Here is a 16,815-nt window from a genome sequence, read left to right as displayed (position 1 = left end):
AAAAGGGGCGACTGATGATCAGTCGCCCCTTTTTATATGCCGTTTACTTGGCTAATACCTGGCAACGAAAGCGATTTAGCAGACGGCAGAGAGGCCGCAGCGCGACTTGTACAGACGAGAGTTAATATCCAGTTCGATATTCTCACTGTCTTTATCGTAGAAAAAGGAGGCATAGCCATTGTCAGAAGAGGCTGTGCGATAGAGGCCGCAGATGCCATAACCATACTGCACTTCCTGCAGCTGCGAGAGCTCAATATCATGGGATGTCCCCAGCTTATTTGCCAGAGCGTGTTGAATGTCATCGCCAACATGGCTGTCAGACATAACCTGGCCACCGAAGATAGCGCCCGCCAACACGACAGTAAGCGCCAGCGGCATCACGACAAGTAGTAAAAAAGGACGAGATTTTAACATAGTGGTACTCCTATGCCAGCCAGAATCAAAAAAGTGCCCTATTGTAGCGTGTCATGTTGAAGGTTCCTATCGACCGCGACAACGTGTCAAGCGAAGGCCAGGTAGCAGCATTAGCCCCGCTAGTAGCCATGCAGGCCAGCTCCCGGTGCGGGTAAAAGGTGTTAACCCCTCCATCGCATAGAACTCACCCACTAACGCTGTCGTTTCAAACTGGGGCGCTTGAGCAACGATGCTTCCGTGGGCATCAATAATCGCTGTAACGCCGTTACTGGTGGCGCGTATTACATAGCGACCATTTTCAAGTGCTCTAAGTCGTGCCATTTGCAAATGCTGGAAAGGGCCAATGGAGGCGCCAAACCAGGTGTCGTTGGAAACCGTCAGCAGCACATCGCTGTCCTGAGCGCGACGCGCCACAAGCTGCGGATAGATGATTTCATAACAGATCGCGTTGCCCAGGCGAATGCCGGAGGCCTGCATGGGCGTCTGATGCGATGCGCCTTTGGTAAAGCTCGACATCGGCAGGTCAAAAAAGTCGATAGCACCGCGCAGCACGCTTTCAAGCGGTAGGTATTCGCCAAAGGGCACCAGGTGCTCTTTTTGATAACTGCCTTCAACGTTGCCAATGCCCACCACGCTGTTGTAGTAGCGGTTAGCCACATCCAATTGAACGATGCCTGTCACCAAGGCAACGCCTGGCGGAAGGTTAGCCTGAACGCGCTCCAGGACCGGACGTGCCTGAGTTTCCGTCATGGGAAGTGCGGTTTCTGGCCAGATAATTATGTCAGCCTCATCGGCGACTTCAGCGGTCAGTCGGCTGTAGGTATTCGCTGCGATGCGCTGGCCGTCTGGCGTCCACTTTAGCAACTGCGGGAGGTTGCCCTGAAGTAAAGCAACCCGAGTCGGAGTGCTGGAAGGGGTGGTCCACTGTGCAGGCAAGGCCAGCGGTATCAGCCAGATTGCCAGTAACGGGGCCAGTGCCCACCACTGGCGGCGCAGAAGCACGTTAGCTGCCAGTGTGCCGCTAAGCACCACCAGCAGGGAAAGTAGGTAGACACCGCCAATTGGTGCCCAGCTTGCCAAGGGTGAATCGACATAGCCTGAGCCCATTAGTAGCCAAGGGAAGCCTGTGAACAGGTAGGTGCGCAGCACTTCACCCAGCACCCAGGCACCGGCAAACGTTAGCCATGCCAATCGCGGGGTGGTAAAACGCCGGTAAAGCCAGAAGGTGCCCGCATAAAAAAGGGCCAGTACGGCGACAAAAAGTGCGGTCAGCAACGCTGCCAGCGGCACGCCGGTATAGCCGTAATCATGAATGGAGATATAGACCCATGAGGCGCCGCTGCCAAAGAGTGCAATGCCATAGAGCCAGCCTTTAAGCGCTGCCTGGGCGGGCGTTAAGGTATGAATCCCTACGTAAAGCAGGGCAATCGCTACCGGGCCAAGCCACCATAGTTCAAATGGTGAAGCGGTTAGCGTGGTAAAGCCGCCCGCAACCAGGGCCAGTAACAGTTGAAGCATAAAGGCGGGTATTGGCCCCATGAAATATCCTGTCAATACGTGGTTAATCGGTAAGCTGCTAGTCGTTTTTTTGAGGTTCGAGGCTCTCGCCATCGCTTTCACGATAGGCCTCTAATAAGCGGATGCGCCGGTTATCAGCATTCAAGATGACAAAGTGCCAGCCGCCGAAGCGAGTATGCTCGCTGCGCCCGGGCAAATGACCAAATTGCTGCATCACCAGGCCGCCCACGGTATCGAATTCATCATCAGAGAATTCGGTGCCAAAGCGTTCGTTAAAGTCTTCGATGGGGGTGAGGGCGCGAATAGCAAAGTGGCCGTTTTCCAGCGTGCGGATATCGTCCTCTTCGTCGGTATCGTGCTCGTCTTCAATATCACCCACGATTTGTTCCAGAATGTCTTCAATCGTAATAATGCCGGCAGTACCGCCATACTCATCTACCACAATGGCCATGTGGTTGTGCGTATCACGAAACTCTTTGAGCAGGCTGTTAAGCCGTTTCGACTCTGGAATAAACATGGCCGGACGGAGAACATCTTCCAGTTTGAAGGCGTCCCGGCTTTCCTGGGTTTGCGACAGTAAAGGAAGCAGGTCTTTTACCAGCAATATCCCTTTAACATCATCCAGATTCTCGCCAATCACAGGATAGCGGGAGTGACCGGTTTCCTGGATAAGCGGTAAATAGCCATCACGCGTTTGGTCCAGCGTTATGGCTGATACCTGAGAGCGGGGTATTAATACTTCTCGAACCTGTCGATCGCTAATTTCAAGCGCACCTTCAATAATCATGATGGCGTCCTGATCCAGCTTCAGTTTCCCAGCGGTATGGCGTAAAAACGTCATCAGCTCAGCGCGTGAACTGGGTTCGTCGGTATCTCCGGTAAGGGCGCCAAAGAGTTTCTCGAGCCAGGATTTTTGATTAGGATTGCTCGATCGGTCTTCGCTCATGCGTCAAATCTCTTGTTTACGGGGCAGACAGGTGTCGTAACGTGCCTAAAATCTAGTATCAACAAAAAACAGGGTGCCAACAAGGCGGTGTCCCCCTGGTACGGGGCGCTATGTTGCACTATGCCTCTTGCCTTGCATCAATGAATGGTTTCTTCCCTGCGCGTTGTCAGTGTCATGGCACATGGTAAGGGTCAGAGATGCCCAGCTCAGCAAGCAACGTACGCTCTAGCTGCTCCATCTCTTCTGCCTCCTCATCTTCAATATGGTCATAGCCCATTAAATGAAGCGTGCCATGGACGACCATGTGCGCATAGTGATGCGCTAACGGCTTCTGTTGCTCGTCCGCCTCTTTTACCACAACGGCATGACAAATAATCAAATCGCCGAGCAGCGGTAGCGTGAGCCCCGGCGGGTTTTCAAATGGGAACGATAGCACATTGGTGGGCTTGTCTTTGCCGCGATAATCGCGGTTTAAGGCTTGGCTTTCTTGCTCGTCCACAAAGCGGATCGTAAGCTCTTGGCGCTCATCATCCGGGTAATGAGAAAACACACAGCCCACCCAGTGGGTGAGCTGTTCAAGCGTGGGCAGCAGCGGTTCATCAATAGCGGCTTGTCGATCAATCACGATATTGTTCAACGTGATGTATCTCCCCATCGTTCCTGAGACTGTTCGCGCCCCTGAAGGCGTGCCTCGCGCTCTTGCTGGCGTACTTCACGGCGGGCACGCTCTTCCACTTCCTGCTGCGACTCGAATTCGTCGTAGGCTTCGATAATGCGCTGCACCAAGGGGTGGCGTACGACATCCTTGGCGGCAAAGTGGGTAACGCCGATGCCTGGCGTATCTTTCAGTACGTCAAGTACCTGGGACAAGCCAGAGCGCTGCCCACGAGGAAGGTCGACTTGGGTGATATCCCCGGTGATCACGGCCGTTGAGCCAAAACCGATCCGGGTCAGGAACATTTTCATCTGCTCCGGCGTGGTGTTCTGGCTTTCGTCCAAAATGATGTACGAATTATTCAGCGTGCGACCGCGCATATAGGCCAGCGGCGCTATTTCAATCACTTGGCGCTCGATGAGCTTGGCCACTTGTTCAAAACCGATCATCTCGTACAGCGCGTCGTACAGCGGGCGCAGGTACGGGTCGATCTTTTGGGCTAGATCACCAGGCAAAAAGCCGAGTTTTTCACCCGCTTCAACCGCTGGGCGTACCAGTAAGATGCGGCGCACTTCCTGTTGGTTAAGCGCTTCAACCGCTGCTGCTACCGCCAGATACGTTTTGCCGGTGCCGGCTGGCCCGATACCGAAGTTAATATCGTGCTCGCGAATGCTGGTGACGTAGCGCTGCTGGTTCAAGCCGCGCGGCTTAATCATGGTGCGCGGCGTGCGCATTACCACGTCATCGGGGCTGCCTTCTCCGTCCTGCTCGTCTTCTAGTGCTTCCAGGCCAGACTCTTGCAGGAACAGGTGCACGGTATCTGCCGAAAGATCATCCACCGCCGTTTCGCGGTAGAGGTGCTCAAGCACGTTAGCCGCCGCTTTGATGCGGTTGGCAGCACCGGCCAGCTGAAACATATTGCCCCGGTTGCGCAAAGTCACGTCCAAGCGGCTCTCAATCAGCTTTAGATGCTCGTCCTGCTGGCCACTTAAGCTGGCAAGCCGCTGTGGGTCATTGGGTTCAAGGCTTAGGGTGATAATGCGGTTGGCCTGAGGTGATGGCTGGCTCAAGAGTAGGAAATCCGTCAGTTAATGTGTGTAGACACCCAGCTTACTGCCCCAACCGGGGTTGGGGCAATTACCTAAGATAAGATAGCGATCAGTAACGCTCGGGGGAGACGAGCTCGCCGCGCAGCGAGTTGGGGAATGCCTCAGTGATCTCAACATCCACAAAGTAGCCGATTAGCTCGGTAGGGTTAGCCGCACGGAAGTTAACCACGCGGTTATTCTCCGTACGCCCAGAGAGTTGGCCGGGGTCTTTAGGTGAAAAGCCGGTGACCAGAATGCGCTGGGTAGACCCCACCATGCGGCGGCTGATCTGGGCCACATTCTGCAGAATGCGCTCTTGCAGAATCGCCAGACGCTGCTTCTTGACGCTTTCTGGGGTGTCATCCGGCAGGCCTGAGGCGGGGGTGCCCGGGCGCGCCGAGTACACAAAACTAAACGAGTGATCGAAGCCAATCCGGTGGATCAGATTCATCGTGGCTTCAAAGTCTTCCTCGGTTTCACCTGGGAAGCCGATAATGAAGTCCGATGAGAAGCTGATATCCGGACGGTTAGCGCGCACGCGCTCCATCTTCTCAATGTACTCTTCGGCAGTATGGCCACGCTTCATGGCGCTGAGAATCCGGTCGGAACCCGATTGCACCGGCAGGTGCAGGTGGCTGACCAGTTCCGGGATGTCTGCAAATGCATCCACCAGGCTGTCGGTGAACTCAACCGGATGCGAGGTGGTAAAGCGTATGCGGTCAATGCCATCTACTGCAGCGATGCAGGCAATCAGCTCGGCAAGATCAATTTCATCACCGTCGTCGTTGTCGCCTCGGTAGGCGTTAACGTTTTGGCCCAGCAGGTTGACTTCGCGCACCCCTTGATCGGCCAGGTGGATAACTTCATCCATCACCTTCTCAAACGGACGCGAGACCTCTTCTCCGCGGGTATAGGGCACCACGCAGAAGGTGCAGTATTTGGAGCAGCCTTCCATGATCGAGACAAAGGCCGTGGCGCCATCTGACTTGGGCTGGGGCAGGTGATCAAACTTCTCGATTTCCGGGAACGTTACGTCTACGGCGGCAATTTGATTGTTGCTGCGCGCATCCAGCATGGAGGGCACACGGTGCAGCGTCTGCGGGCCGAAAATCATATCCACGAAGGGCGCACGCTTACGCAGCGCATCGCCTTCCTGGCTTGCCACGCAGCCGCCTACGCCAATTACCAGGTCCGGGTTGGCGTCTTTTAGCTTTTTCCAGCGCCCCAGCTGATGAAACACTTTCTCCTGAGCCTTCTCACGAATTGAACAGGTGTTAAGAAGGATGACATCGGCTTCCTTCTCATTGTCGGTGAGTTCAAGCTGGTGAGATTCACCGAGTAGATCCGCCATACGGGAGGAGTCGTACTCGTTCATTTGGCAGCCGTGCGTTTTGATGAAGAGCTTCTTCGCCATCGGTACCTGTCGTCTATGGGTCGTCGGGGGACGAGGAATGAATGGGGTATCGTTTTAGCAGCGTAGGCTACTGTTGAATAATCCTATTATACGGGCACAAGAAACCGGGGGCTAGCATTCCCCGATAATCGATACTTGACCTTAATCCCTAAATCAGTATACTACGCACCGTGTTTGAGAAGTTCCTCGATAGCTCAGTTGGTAGAGCAAATGACTGTTAATCATTGGGTCACAGGTTCGAGTCCTGTTCGAGGAGCCAACACTTTACAGGTTGGTTCTGCTTAAAACACAATAGCTTAAGATGTTCCTCGATAGCTCAGTTGGTAGAGCAAATGACTGTTAATCATTGGGTCACAGGTTCGAGTCCTGTTCGAGGAGCCAACACTTTACAGGTTGGTTCTGCTTAAAACACAATAGCTTAAGATGTTCCTCGATAGCTCAGTTGGTAGAGCAAATGACTGTTAATCATTGGGTCACAGGTTCGAGTCCTGTTCGAGGAGCCAACACTTTACAGGTTGGTTCTGCTTAAAACACAATAGCTTAAGATGTTCCTCGATAGCTCAGTTGGTAGAGCAAATGACTGTTAATCATTGGGTCACAGGTTCGAGTCCTGTTCGAGGAGCCATCTACTTGCCTTTTTAGATTCACAGTGTGCTTCTGTGCCTGGTTCTGAAAAGCGTGCTGCTTTCTAGCTCCCCTGATTTTTATTACCTCTTCAAACCTTTATTACCTCTTCAAACCTTTATCGTCTCCAGGACGTTATTAACCCCTGTAAAATTATTGGCCCCGCTGCCTAACGGTATTGGGTTGATTTCGTGTGTCTGGCGGGTCAAAAGTCACGCGTAAAAAAACGCCGACCTAAAAGGTCGGCGTCATACAGCGATCAATGGTTATTTAGCGTGTCGCCATTCGCTGGGCCTGTTGAAATTGCGCGTAATCCAGCAGGATTTCTGCGGCTTCTAGTACGGGAGCGCGATCAGCGGGCATGCCTTCATCCTCTCCGTTTTCGTCAGCATCGTCACTGGGTTCGCTGCTTTCCAGGCGTGCATCCATCCACTCGTCTAGTTCTGGCAGTTTGAGTGCCCGGCGACGCTGGTTCTCTAGCGAAAGCTGCTCGGCCTCTTGGGCTTCAAGCTCACGCTGGCGCTGCTCGCGGTTCAGGCTCACGCTGGTGTGCTGCTCACGTAGCTGGCGGGCCAGCGTGGATTGGCGCTCAACATAGCGGAAGTTGGGGTTCTCTTTGGCGCGCGCTGCGTGTTGGGTGTTCAGTGCGTCTATAAAGGTTTCCGGCGTTCCGTAGCGACGATACTGAACATCTTGAACAGTATCCCAGCCAAGGGCGTTATCCAGGCTGCTTTCACCGATCCGTTCTGGGTCGATTAAGCTCGGGAAGCTAATGTCAGGCTCAACCCCACGATTTTGCGTGCTTTTACCGGTGATGCGGTAAAACTTGGCGCGGGTCAGCTTGATCTGCCCATGGCTTAGGTCGTTCAGCGTTTGTACGGTACCTTTGCCAAAGGTTGATGAGCCTACTACCAGGCCGCGACCATAATCCTGAATAGCGCCTGCAAAGATTTCTGAGGCAGAGGCGGAAAGGCGGTTAACCAGCACGGTCAGCGGACCATCGTAGAGTGTGCCTGCGTCGGTATCGCCGTATAGCTGAATGCGCCCTTGAGCGTCACGTACCTGTACGGTGGGGCCTCGGTCAATAAACAAGCCAATCAGCGAGTTAGCCTCTTGAAGCGCGCCGCCGCCGTTATTACGCAGATCCAGCACAATGCCTTCTACGCCTTGCTCTTTTAAACGCTCAACTTCACGGGCGACATCGCGTGTGGTGCTGCGATACTCCTCTTCGCCCGCCTGCCAGGCGTCAAAATCAACATAGAAAGTAGGAATGTTAATGACCCCAATGGGATGGGGTTCGCCGTCTCGCTCAACGTTGATCACTTCGCCATGGGCCGCCTGGTCTTCAAGGCTTACGGTATCGCGGGTGATCTCGACAATATGCGAGCGGGTCATGTCCACCGCTTGGGCGGGCACGATATCCAGGCGGACGACGGAGCCTTTGGGGCCACGAATCAAGTCAACGACGTTGTCCAGGCGCATGCCCACAACGTTGACCATTTCGCCCTCTTCCTGGCCAACCGCAATGATGCGGTCGGCAGGTTCCAGGACATCTGCACGGTCAGCAGGGCCGCCGGGCACCAGGCTTGCTACTTTCACGTATTCGCCATCGGCCTGTAGCAGCGCGCCAATGCCTTCCAGCGAGAGGCTCATCTGGATGTCAAAAGATTCGCTTTGGCGTGGTGAGAGGTAGCCAGTATGCGGATCAATCGTGCTGGTGACCGCTGCCATTATCAAGCCGAAGACATCTTCTGATTCGGTTTGGCGTAGGCGACTAAGCTGGCCTTCATAGCGCTGGCGCAGGTTGTCGACTATCTGCTCGTCATCCTGGTCGGTAAGCGCGAGCGTTAGCGCGTCATTTTTTAACCGCTTGCGCCATAGCTCATCAAGTTCGCTCTCGCGGGTGGCCCAGGGAGCATTTTCACGATCAACTTCCAGGCGCTCATCGCTATCAAAGCTAAACGATAGGCCTTCATCAAGACGTGCAAGCAGCCATTCAACCCGCGCAATATTACGCTCGCTTAGCTGGTTATAAAGCGCGTAAGCATCATCCAAATCGCCGTTAAAGAGTGCTTCAGCCATATCATTTTCATAATGGCGGTAGGGCTCTATATCGCGATTCAGTAAATAAGCGCGTTGACCATCGAGGATATCCAGGTAGCGTTGGAAGGCCTCCTGTGACCACTGCTCATCAAACGTTATGTTGGCGTAGTGGCCGTAGCGGAGCGCATCCGCAATTTCTACTGCCGCTTGGCGTTGTTCGTCGGTCGGCGCAATTTGCGCCATAACTGCCGGGCTGGTAACGACCAGCATCACGGCAAGGGCGACCGAGCGCGAAAGCGTTGCAAACAAGCTCATCAGTCAAGCTCTCCCGGATTTGTGTACACTCATTCTTCCCTAGACCTGCTTGTGACCTATGTGTTGCATAGGCCAGGGGGCATTGTAGCAGGTCGTTTGCTCTATGAGACTCAATCATTACTGTTATGAGGATTTCCATGTCCGAAGCTTTCAACGCCGATCGGCTAACGCGGTTATGTGATTTTCTGCGCCAGTCGCCCACACCTTGGCATGCAACGAAGGCAATGGCCGAACGCTTGGAGAAAGCAGGTTTTCAGCGCCTCCACGAGACAGCTAATTGGCAGCTGGCGCCTGGGCAGCGCTATTACGTTACGCGCAATGATTCTTCCATTATCGCCTTTCAGTTGCCAAGCGATACGCTTAAAAGCTTGCGTATGCTGGGCGCGCATACGGATAGCCCCGGATTGCGCTTAAAGCCCAACGCCACTCAGCACTCTGCAGGTTGGTTGCAGCTTGGCGTGCAGGTGTATGGGGGCGTACTGTTGGCGCCCTGGTTTGACCGTGATTTAGGATTAGCCGGGCGCGTACAAGTGCGCCATGCAGACGGGCGGCTGGAAAGCCTGCTGCTGAATGTTGACCGGCCTATTGCGATGGTGCCGAACCTGGCCATCCATCTGGATCGCGACGTGAATTCGGGCCGTGCTATTAATCCGCAAACGCAAATGGCGCCGGTACTGCTGCAAAGCGATAGCACCAAGCTTTCTGAATTGCTAGCCGCTTGGCTTGAGGAGCAGCACGGTGTGCGCTCCGCTGAGGTGGTGGATTTTGAACTGGGCTTTTACGATGTGCAGCCGCCTTCGCTCGTAGGGGTTAAGCAAGAGCTCATCGCCAGTGCGCGGCTGGACAATCTGCTCTCCTGTTTTATTGGCATGGAGGCCTTGCTCGAAAGTGATGGTCGCCAGGGGGCGTTGTTAGTGGCGAATGATCACGAAGAGGTGGGTAGTGCGAGCGCTTGTGGTGCGCAGGGGCCGTTCCTGGGCGATGTGCTTAAGCGCATCAATGCGCAGGTAGGAGAGGGCAGCGAGGAGTCGCTGATTCAGTTGATTCAGTCATCGCTGATGATTTCCTGTGACAATGCGCATGCGTTGCATCCTAACTTTCGCGATAAGCATGATGAGCAGCATGGCCCCGCCATTAACGGCGGCCCGGTTATCAAGGTGAATGCCAGCCAGCGCTACGCCACCAATAGCGTAACCGGTGCGCTATTTCGTGATGTGTGTCGCGAAGCCGACGTGCCGGTACAGTCATTTGTGACGCGGGCGGATATGGGCTGCGGTAGTACCATTGGACCGATTACGGCGACGGAGCTTGGCGTGCCTACGCTGGATATCGGCGTGCCACAGTGGGCCATGCACTCTATCCGTGAAACGGCGGGTACGCGTGACGTGGAATACCTAACCCGAGCATTGAAAGTGTTTCTGAATCGGCCGGCGCTTGGTTGATGCGCACTAGATAACGCCCAACAACGAAAAAGGCCCGCTGACTTAGTCAGCGGGCCTTTCGCTATTCGGTGTTGGTGGCTACGCCCTGATTTGAACAGGGGACCCCATCATTATGAGTGATGTGCTCTAACCAGCTGAGCTACGTAGCCTTTCAACGGGGGCGTATATTAACAGCTTTTTTCCGCTCGTCAATATTTTAACGTAATAAGCGCGATGCCCAGGTAGTTACTCGTTGCCTTTTTGAGGTGGTTTGTCAGTGAACTTGTGAGGGGGCTTGGGGGAGTGCTTAGGAGAGTGTTTAGGAAAGTGCTCGTAATCGTGCCCGGAAAGGCTGGGACGGTCAGTTGCCTTGTGCCAAATGCGATGTAAACCACGCTGTATATCGTCGAAAACCTGTTGAGAGATTAAGCGGTCTTTTACCATTTCTTCCATGCTTTCAGCACTTCGGCGCAACGCATAAAGGCGTAACATGCGCTGCTCAAGTTGGTAGGCGTGACGACCGAACTTTGCTTCCGTCTCACGTATTGCTTGATCGACAGCGCTGATCCTTATATTGAGCACCTCATCAAGTAATTCAGCCATGCGCTGGCCGAATAGCGGGGTTAGCCGCTGTGTCGTGTAATGGCGCAACTCTTCTAGTACCGCCCTGTGGCAAATTAATAGCTCAAAACGGTTAGATAGCAGACGTGTCAGCGGCCAGCGAATCCTCATATGCTGGTGAAGAAAGGTGCACAGCTTAATCCAGCGAGTGTGTGAGGTTATTTTCCGTGTTTCTCTGTTATAACCCAAGCGGCCCTCTGAGCGAGCCGCATCAATGGTTCTGCCGCTGGCGCGCATCATCGTATCCAGGTTATGGATACTGGTGACGCCGTTTCCGTAACGCGGAATAAGATCGCGCTCTCGAACAGCCAGCGTCACCAGCGCAATTGCCATACGGTCTCGCTCAGGTAGCGCTTGGTCAAGCGCGAAAGGGGCCGTCTCGATGGCCATATCACGACGAAATTTAGCAATGACATCATCGGTGATGGAGGGGGCAATGTTGAAGTTTTGCGCTGTGCGTTGTAGCGCGCTTTCAACCTCAATGGTCGAAAGATGAATAGCCTGTTGCTGAAGCGCTTTATCGTAAGGGTTTAGCTGATCAAGTTTTAGCTTGCGAATGACCGCCTGAAGACTGGTTCCATTAACCAGTAGGCTGAATAGTACAAAGCCGGTGGCCAGGATAGCGACAAAATGGCGAACGTCTGCTGAAAGCGCTGTTTGCTCTGCAACGCCAAGCGCAAGTACGAGTGTGACCGCGCCACGTAGTCCTCCCCAGGTGATAGCCAGCTTATAGCTTGCGCTGATCGGGGTTGAAAGCTTGAGTCGATTCAACAGTGGCAGAAAGCCAAATAGAACGAGGAGGCGTGCCAGTAAGGTCGCCAGAATAATCGCTACGAGTAACGGTAGCCACGCAAGAGTCATCCCTTCCAGCATTTTTGGCACTTGCAGCATGGCGAGCAAAAACACCATGGCACCCGCGACGGAGGCAATTTGCACCCAGAGAAGTTGCAGGTATTCCCAATTGGCGGGCGACGTCCGCGTTCTGCCTAAACCGTTGAGCACCAGGCCCGCGGCTACGACGGCGACAACCCCCGAAACACCGAAACTTTCGCCCAGCAGGTAGGTGGGGTATGGCAGAGAAAGCGTGATGGCTATCTGCGCTTTGCCATCGTTACCGATAAGAGCGAGCGCCTCTGCACCGATACGCCCGATGATGGCGCCAAGGATCAAACCGCCACCCAGGGATAACGCTAGCATTCCGGCCACCTGTAGCGCAGTGGTAGCGACATGGTCGGTAAGTGAGGCGAGTAGCACGCTGACAATCGCGATTGCGGCCGCATCATTTAGCAGGCTCTCGCCTTCCACTAGACGGATTAGCCGTGGAGGTGCTCCAACGTTACGGAAAATGGCAATGACGGCGGATGGGTCAGTTGTCGCGATGACGGCGCCAAGTAACAGCCCAACAGGCAGCGCTGCTGCGCCTAGCAGCCATATAGACAGGCCCACCATACCTGTAGCAACGAAAACAGCCACTACCGCAAGGAGTAAAATAGGCGCTGCATCAGGCACCATTTCACGAACATCGACACTAAGCGCTGCCTGGAACAACAGCGGGGGGAGAAAGATCCACAGATATATTTCAGCAGGCAAGGATGCTGATAAGAGAGGATCAAAGAGATCTATGGCAGGCCACAATGTCGACAGGGTCGCGTAAGAGAGCCCCAGGGTGATGCCTGTTAACGCCAGCAGCGTCGCTTCAGGAAACGCCGTACGCGCAGAGAGCCGTTGCACCAGCGCAATGATCATAAGCATCAGGCTGCCAAGTAACAGCACTTTGTACAGTGTTTCCATAGGTATCAGCTTCCGGTTGAATAAGCTCGGATGCCTCAGTATTAGTCGGCTGGGCGTAGGATGCCACTGAAAAATTAAGAAAAAAGGGGGAGGGGCGTTGCCTGAAGGTGGCAGATGAAGAGACAAATTGCCATGAGCGCAGGGGTGCGCCCATGGCAGGAGCTAGCAGATTACGGGGTGGTCAATTAAACGTTAAACCGGAAGTGCACCACATCACCATCTTTCACAATGTACTCTTTGCCTTCCAGACGCCATTTGCCCGCATCTTTAGCACCTTGCTCACCGCCCAGTGAGACAAAATCGTCATAGGCGATCACTTCTGCGCGGATAAAGCCTTTCTGGAAGTCAGTATGGATAGCGCCAGCAGACTCTGGGGCCGTAGCACCCTGTTTTACTGTCCATGCGCGGACTTCTTTTACACCTGCAGTGAAGTAGGTTTGCAGGCCCAGTAGGGCATAACCTGCGCGAATAACGCGGTCAAGGCCGGGCTCTTCCATGCCCATCTCACCCAGGAACATGGCGCGTTCTTCATCTTCCAGCTCAGCGATTTCAGCTTCCAGCTGGTTGCAGACGGGCACCACGACGGCGCCTTCTTCGGCAGCTATTTCTTTAACGATGTCCAGGTAAGGGTTGTTCTCAAACCCGTCTTCATTGACGTTAGCGATGTACATGGTGGGCTTTAGGGTTAAAAAACCAAAGCTTTTCACCTGACGCTTTTCGTCCTCATCCAGACCAAAACTGCGCAATGGGTGGCCTTCGGCCAGGTGTGGCTCAATCTTGTCGAGGATGGCTTTGGTCGCGATGGCCTCCTTATCGCCGCCTTTGACCGAACGCAAGAGCCGCTGGCTGGCCTTCTCAACGGTATCCAGGTCCGCCAGGGCAAGCTCGAGGTTGATCGTTTCGATGTCGGCGCGAGGGTCAACCTGGTTGGCAACATGGATAACGTTGTCGTTATCAAAGCAGCGCACCACGTGGGCAATCGCTTGGGTTTCGCGAATGTTGGCAAGAAATTTATTGCCCAGACCTTCACCCTTGGAGGCGCCTGCTACGAGGCCTGCGATATCGACAAACTCCATGGTCGTAGGCAGGACTCGTTCAGGCTTGACGATCGCAGCCAGCTTGTCCAAACGCGGGTCAGGCATGGGAACGATGCCTACGTTGGGTTCTATCGTACAAAACGGGAAGTTTTCCGCATCAATGCCTGATTTTGTCAACGCATTGAAGAGCGTGGATTTGCCTACGTTGGGTAGGCCGACGATACCGCAGTTAAAGCCCATAAGTTCATTCCTGGCCGCTAGGCGCGCGCTAACGAAAGGATGTGTTCAGCGCGGGTCTAAAGTGAAAAAAAATCGATAGTAACTATTTTACGCTATGCAGGCGATTCATGGCTTTCGCCCAATCGCCATCAAGTACAAGCGGGAGTGTGGCTTCGCACTCGTTAAGCACATGATCAATGGCCGCCTGCTCGTCTTTGCCGGGCCGACCAAGCACGTAGTGGGTGACCTGACGTGCCTCACCTGGGTGACCGATGCCTATGCGTAGACGGTGGAACTGCTTTTGGTTGCCAAGTGCGCTGATGATATCGCGCAGGCCGTTATGACCACCGTGGCCACCGCCTGTTTTATAGCGCGCCTGCCCCGGGGGGAGGTCTAGCTCATCATGAGCGACCAGTAAATTCTCGGGGGCAAGTTTAAAAAACTGGGTAAGCGCTGCCACAGAGGCGCCGCTTCGGTTCATGAAGGTGGTAGGGTTGAGCAGATGAAGCTCGTGGTCGCCCACGCGGGCCTTGGCATACAGGCCGAGGAACTTCTTTTCCGGGCGCAGTTCGGTATGGGCGCTGCGCGCAATGGCATCGACTAGCCAGAAACCCGCATTGTGCCGGGTGGTATCATACTCGGCGCCGGGGTTGCCTAGTCCTATCAGGGCCGTTACCTGACTCATTGACCTACCTCCAAAAAAATCCGGGCGTATTCTTGACGTCGTGCGTCATTGGCGGCTTGAGGTGCAGTTGCAAAAAGGCAAGTCGCAAAAAAAATCAAGCGCCGAAGCGCTTGATCTTATCATTCCCGGGCCATACGAGCATGGCCCGGGCCAGGTACGTATTCAGCCATTAAGGCGATGCGCACCCTTATCGGCCTTACTCAGCGCTGGTGCCTTCTTCGCCTTCGTCTGCTTCTTCGTCATTACGTACTTTAACTTTCGTAATGCTGAGAATGGCGTGGTTGTGCTCTTCACCGTGAGACAGGTCAACGGAGGAAACGCCCTTCGGCAGTGTCAGGTCAGACAGGTGCAGGATCGTGCCCAGCTCAACCTCGGAAATATCAACTTCCAGGTAGTCAGGCAGGTCTTTCGGTAGGCAGCTGATGGCAACTTCGTTAGCCAGTACGTGCAGTTCGCCGCCCTGGTCTTTGATGCCCACACACTTTTCTTCGCTGATTACGTGAAGCGGTACGTTCATGGTGATTTCATGAGTAGCGTCAACACGCAGGAAGTCAGCGTGAGTCAGAAGCGGCTTGTAGGGGTGACGCTGAAGATCACGTACCACTACTTGCTCTTCTTTACCATCGATAACCAGCTTGATTACTGAGGAGAAGAAGACTTCGTCTTCAATCGCTTTGTAGAAAGCAGTTTTTTCTACAGAGATTGATTGCGCGCCTTTTTCACCGCCGTAAACAACGGCCGGTACTTGTTGGTTCGCACGACGCAGGCGGCGGCTCGCACCTTTCCCCAGGTCGTTACGAACGCTGGCTTTCAGGATAAAATCAGACATGTAATTTGCCTCTTGGTTTAAGTAAGAAAACGCCGCTGTCCGCGACCAGACGACGACGTTTCCAAGGCCCCAGAAGGGGGCTATATCGTTAGGCGATCAATGGAACATCGCGCTAACAGATTCTTCGTTGCTAACCCGACGGATAGCTTCTGCAATCAAACCGGCAACGCTCAACTGACGAATTTTTCCACTGCGACGCGCATGGTCAGCAAGCGGAATAGTGTCGGCCACGACAACTTCGTCCAGTACAGAGTTGGTGATGTTGTCAACGGCAGGGCCGGACAAGATCGGATGTGTCGCATAGGCCACTACGCGTGCAGCGCCATGATCTTTCAGCGCTTCACCGGCTTTGCAAAGCGTACCAGCGGTGTCGATCATGTCGTCAACGACTACGCAAGTACGGCCTTCAATTTCACCGATGATGTGCATCACCTGAGCCTGATTGGCTTGGGGGCGACGCTTGTCGATAATCGCAAGGTCAGCATTCAGCTGTTTGGCGATAGCACGAGCACGAACGACACCGCCTACGTCGGGTGAAACCACGACCAAGTCAGCGTAGTTTTGGCGCTCGATATCATCCAGAAGAATCGGCGAACCGTAGACGTTGTCTACCGGGACATCGAAGAACCCCTGGATTTGGTCGGCGTGCAGGTCCATCGTCATTACGCGATCAACACCCGCTTTTACCATCATGTCCGCCACCACTTTAGCGGAAATAGGGACACGAGCAGAGCGTACGCGGCGATCCTGACGGGCATAGCCGAAATACGGCACAACCGCCGTAATCCGCGCCGCTGAGGCACGACGCAGAGCATCAACCATCAGGATCAGCTCCATCAGGTTGTCATTCGTCGGTGCACAGGTGGACTGGAGGATAAACACGTCCTTACCGCGCACGTTCTCATTGATCTCGACTGCGATTTCGCCGTCGCTAAATTGGCCAACCGTGGCATTACCCATACGGCTGTCCAAGCTCTCGGCAATCTTTTGAGCGAGTTCGGGATTGGCGTTCCCGGTGAAAACCATCAATTTTGACACGCGCAGCCACCTTTGCAGTGTTTGGAATCAGGGGAGAAAACGCAGATCATGTCAGGTTGGCTGGGGTACCAGGATTCGAACCTGGGAATGCCGATACCAAAAACCGGTGCCTTACCACTTGGCGATACCCCAGCAATAACCTAATGCGATGACCGGG

General features: G+C 54.2%; 13 protein-coding genes and 6 tRNA genes. 5 read left to right on the top strand and 14 right to left on the bottom strand.

Annotated features, from left to right (window positions below; genetic code table 11):
* Positions 1-75: 75 nt before the first annotated feature.
* The 6 genes from INT20_RS11845 to miaB all read right to left on the bottom strand — a co-directional run bounded on the left by INT20_RS11845 (position 76) and on the right by miaB (position 6,035).
* Complete coding sequence (locus INT20_RS11845; protein WP_172117139.1) at positions 76-414, bottom strand: hypothetical protein; 339 nt, start codon at positions 412-414, stop codon at positions 76-78.
* Between the two features lie 66 nt (positions 415-480).
* Positions 481-1,953, bottom strand: a complete 1,473-nt coding sequence (lnt, locus tag INT20_RS11840; protein WP_193053080.1) for an apolipoprotein N-acyltransferase — start codon at positions 1,951-1,953, stop codon at positions 481-483.
* 37 nt (positions 1,954-1,990) lie between these two features.
* On the bottom strand, positions 1,991-2,878 hold the full coding sequence (locus INT20_RS11835) for an HlyC/CorC family transporter (protein ID WP_193053079.1): 888 nt from the start codon (positions 2,876-2,878) through the stop codon (positions 1,991-1,993).
* 172 nt (positions 2,879-3,050) lie between these two features.
* Positions 3,051-3,515, bottom strand: coding sequence for an rRNA maturation RNase YbeY (gene ybeY, locus INT20_RS11830; RefSeq protein WP_193053078.1), 465 nt, complete (start codon positions 3,513-3,515; stop codon positions 3,051-3,053).
* Entirely contained in the window at positions 3,512-4,603 is a 1,092-nt protein-coding gene (locus tag INT20_RS11825; protein ID WP_172117135.1) for a PhoH family protein, read from the bottom strand. Before INT20_RS11825 ends, ybeY begins: the two co-directional genes overlap by 4 nt.
* An 88-nt stretch (positions 4,604-4,691) precedes the next feature.
* Positions 4,692-6,035, bottom strand: coding sequence for a tRNA (N6-isopentenyl adenosine(37)-C2)-methylthiotransferase MiaB (gene miaB, locus INT20_RS11820; RefSeq protein WP_193053077.1), 1,344 nt, complete (start codon positions 6,033-6,035; stop codon positions 4,692-4,694).
* Between the two features lie 183 nt (positions 6,036-6,218).
* Here miaB and INT20_RS11815 point away from each other — a divergent pair.
* The 4 genes from INT20_RS11815 (at position 6,219) to INT20_RS11800 (ending at position 6,660) form a co-directional block, all read left to right on the top strand.
* Positions 6,219-6,294, top strand: a tRNA-Asn gene (locus INT20_RS11815).
* A gap of 46 nt (positions 6,295-6,340) precedes the next feature.
* Positions 6,341-6,416: transfer RNA gene (locus INT20_RS11810), tRNA-Asn, on the top strand.
* A gap of 46 nt (positions 6,417-6,462) precedes the next feature.
* A tRNA-Asn gene (locus INT20_RS11805) sits at positions 6,463-6,538 on the top strand.
* A 46-nt stretch (positions 6,539-6,584) separates the two neighbouring features.
* Positions 6,585-6,660, top strand: a tRNA-Asn gene (locus INT20_RS11800).
* A 269-nt stretch (positions 6,661-6,929) separates the two neighbouring features.
* Here INT20_RS11800 and INT20_RS11795 read toward each other — a convergent pair.
* Entirely contained in the window at positions 6,930-9,017 is a 2,088-nt protein-coding gene (locus INT20_RS11795; protein ID WP_193054977.1) for a carboxy terminal-processing peptidase, read from the bottom strand.
* Between the two features lie 137 nt (positions 9,018-9,154).
* Between INT20_RS11795 and INT20_RS11790 the strand changes: the two genes are divergently transcribed.
* Complete coding sequence (locus INT20_RS11790) at positions 9,155-10,459, top strand: M18 family aminopeptidase (protein WP_193054976.1); 1,305 nt, start codon at positions 9,155-9,157, stop codon at positions 10,457-10,459.
* Between the two features lie 72 nt (positions 10,460-10,531).
* On the opposite strand, the gene INT20_RS11785 is transcribed toward INT20_RS11790, so the two are convergent.
* The 7 genes from INT20_RS11785 to INT20_RS11755 form a co-directional block, all read right to left on the bottom strand.
* Positions 10,532-10,608 (bottom strand) — tRNA-Met (locus tag INT20_RS11785).
* 76 nt (positions 10,609-10,684) lie between these two features.
* Positions 10,685-12,850, bottom strand: a complete 2,166-nt coding sequence (locus tag INT20_RS11780; RefSeq protein WP_193054975.1) for a cation:proton antiporter — start codon at positions 12,848-12,850, stop codon at positions 10,685-10,687.
* Between the two features lie 185 nt (positions 12,851-13,035).
* Entirely contained in the window at positions 13,036-14,127 is a 1,092-nt protein-coding gene (gene ychF, locus INT20_RS11775; RefSeq protein ID WP_172117130.1) for a redox-regulated ATPase YchF, read from the bottom strand.
* Positions 14,128-14,209: 82 nt separating this feature from the next.
* On the bottom strand, positions 14,210-14,791 hold the full coding sequence (gene pth / locus INT20_RS11770; RefSeq protein ID WP_193054974.1) for an aminoacyl-tRNA hydrolase: 582 nt from the start codon (positions 14,789-14,791) through the stop codon (positions 14,210-14,212).
* A gap of 196 nt (positions 14,792-14,987) precedes the next feature.
* On the bottom strand, positions 14,988-15,620 hold the full coding sequence (locus tag INT20_RS11765) for a 50S ribosomal protein L25/general stress protein Ctc (RefSeq protein ID WP_172117128.1): 633 nt from the start codon (positions 15,618-15,620) through the stop codon (positions 14,988-14,990).
* 96 nt (positions 15,621-15,716) lie between these two features.
* Complete coding sequence (locus tag INT20_RS11760) at positions 15,717-16,658, bottom strand: ribose-phosphate pyrophosphokinase (protein WP_172117127.1); 942 nt, start codon at positions 16,656-16,658, stop codon at positions 15,717-15,719.
* Between the two features lie 57 nt (positions 16,659-16,715).
* Positions 16,716-16,790 (bottom strand) — tRNA-Gln (locus INT20_RS11755).
* Between the last annotated feature and the right edge of the window lie 25 nt (positions 16,791-16,815).

It is taken from the genome of Halomonas citrativorans (genome assembly GCF_014898005.1).
Taxonomy (GTDB): Bacteria; Pseudomonadota; Gammaproteobacteria; order Pseudomonadales; family Halomonadaceae; genus Vreelandella; species Vreelandella citrativorans.
The sequence above is the reverse complement of the archived record's forward strand: the minus strand, read 5'-3'. Positions and strand labels throughout refer to the sequence as shown.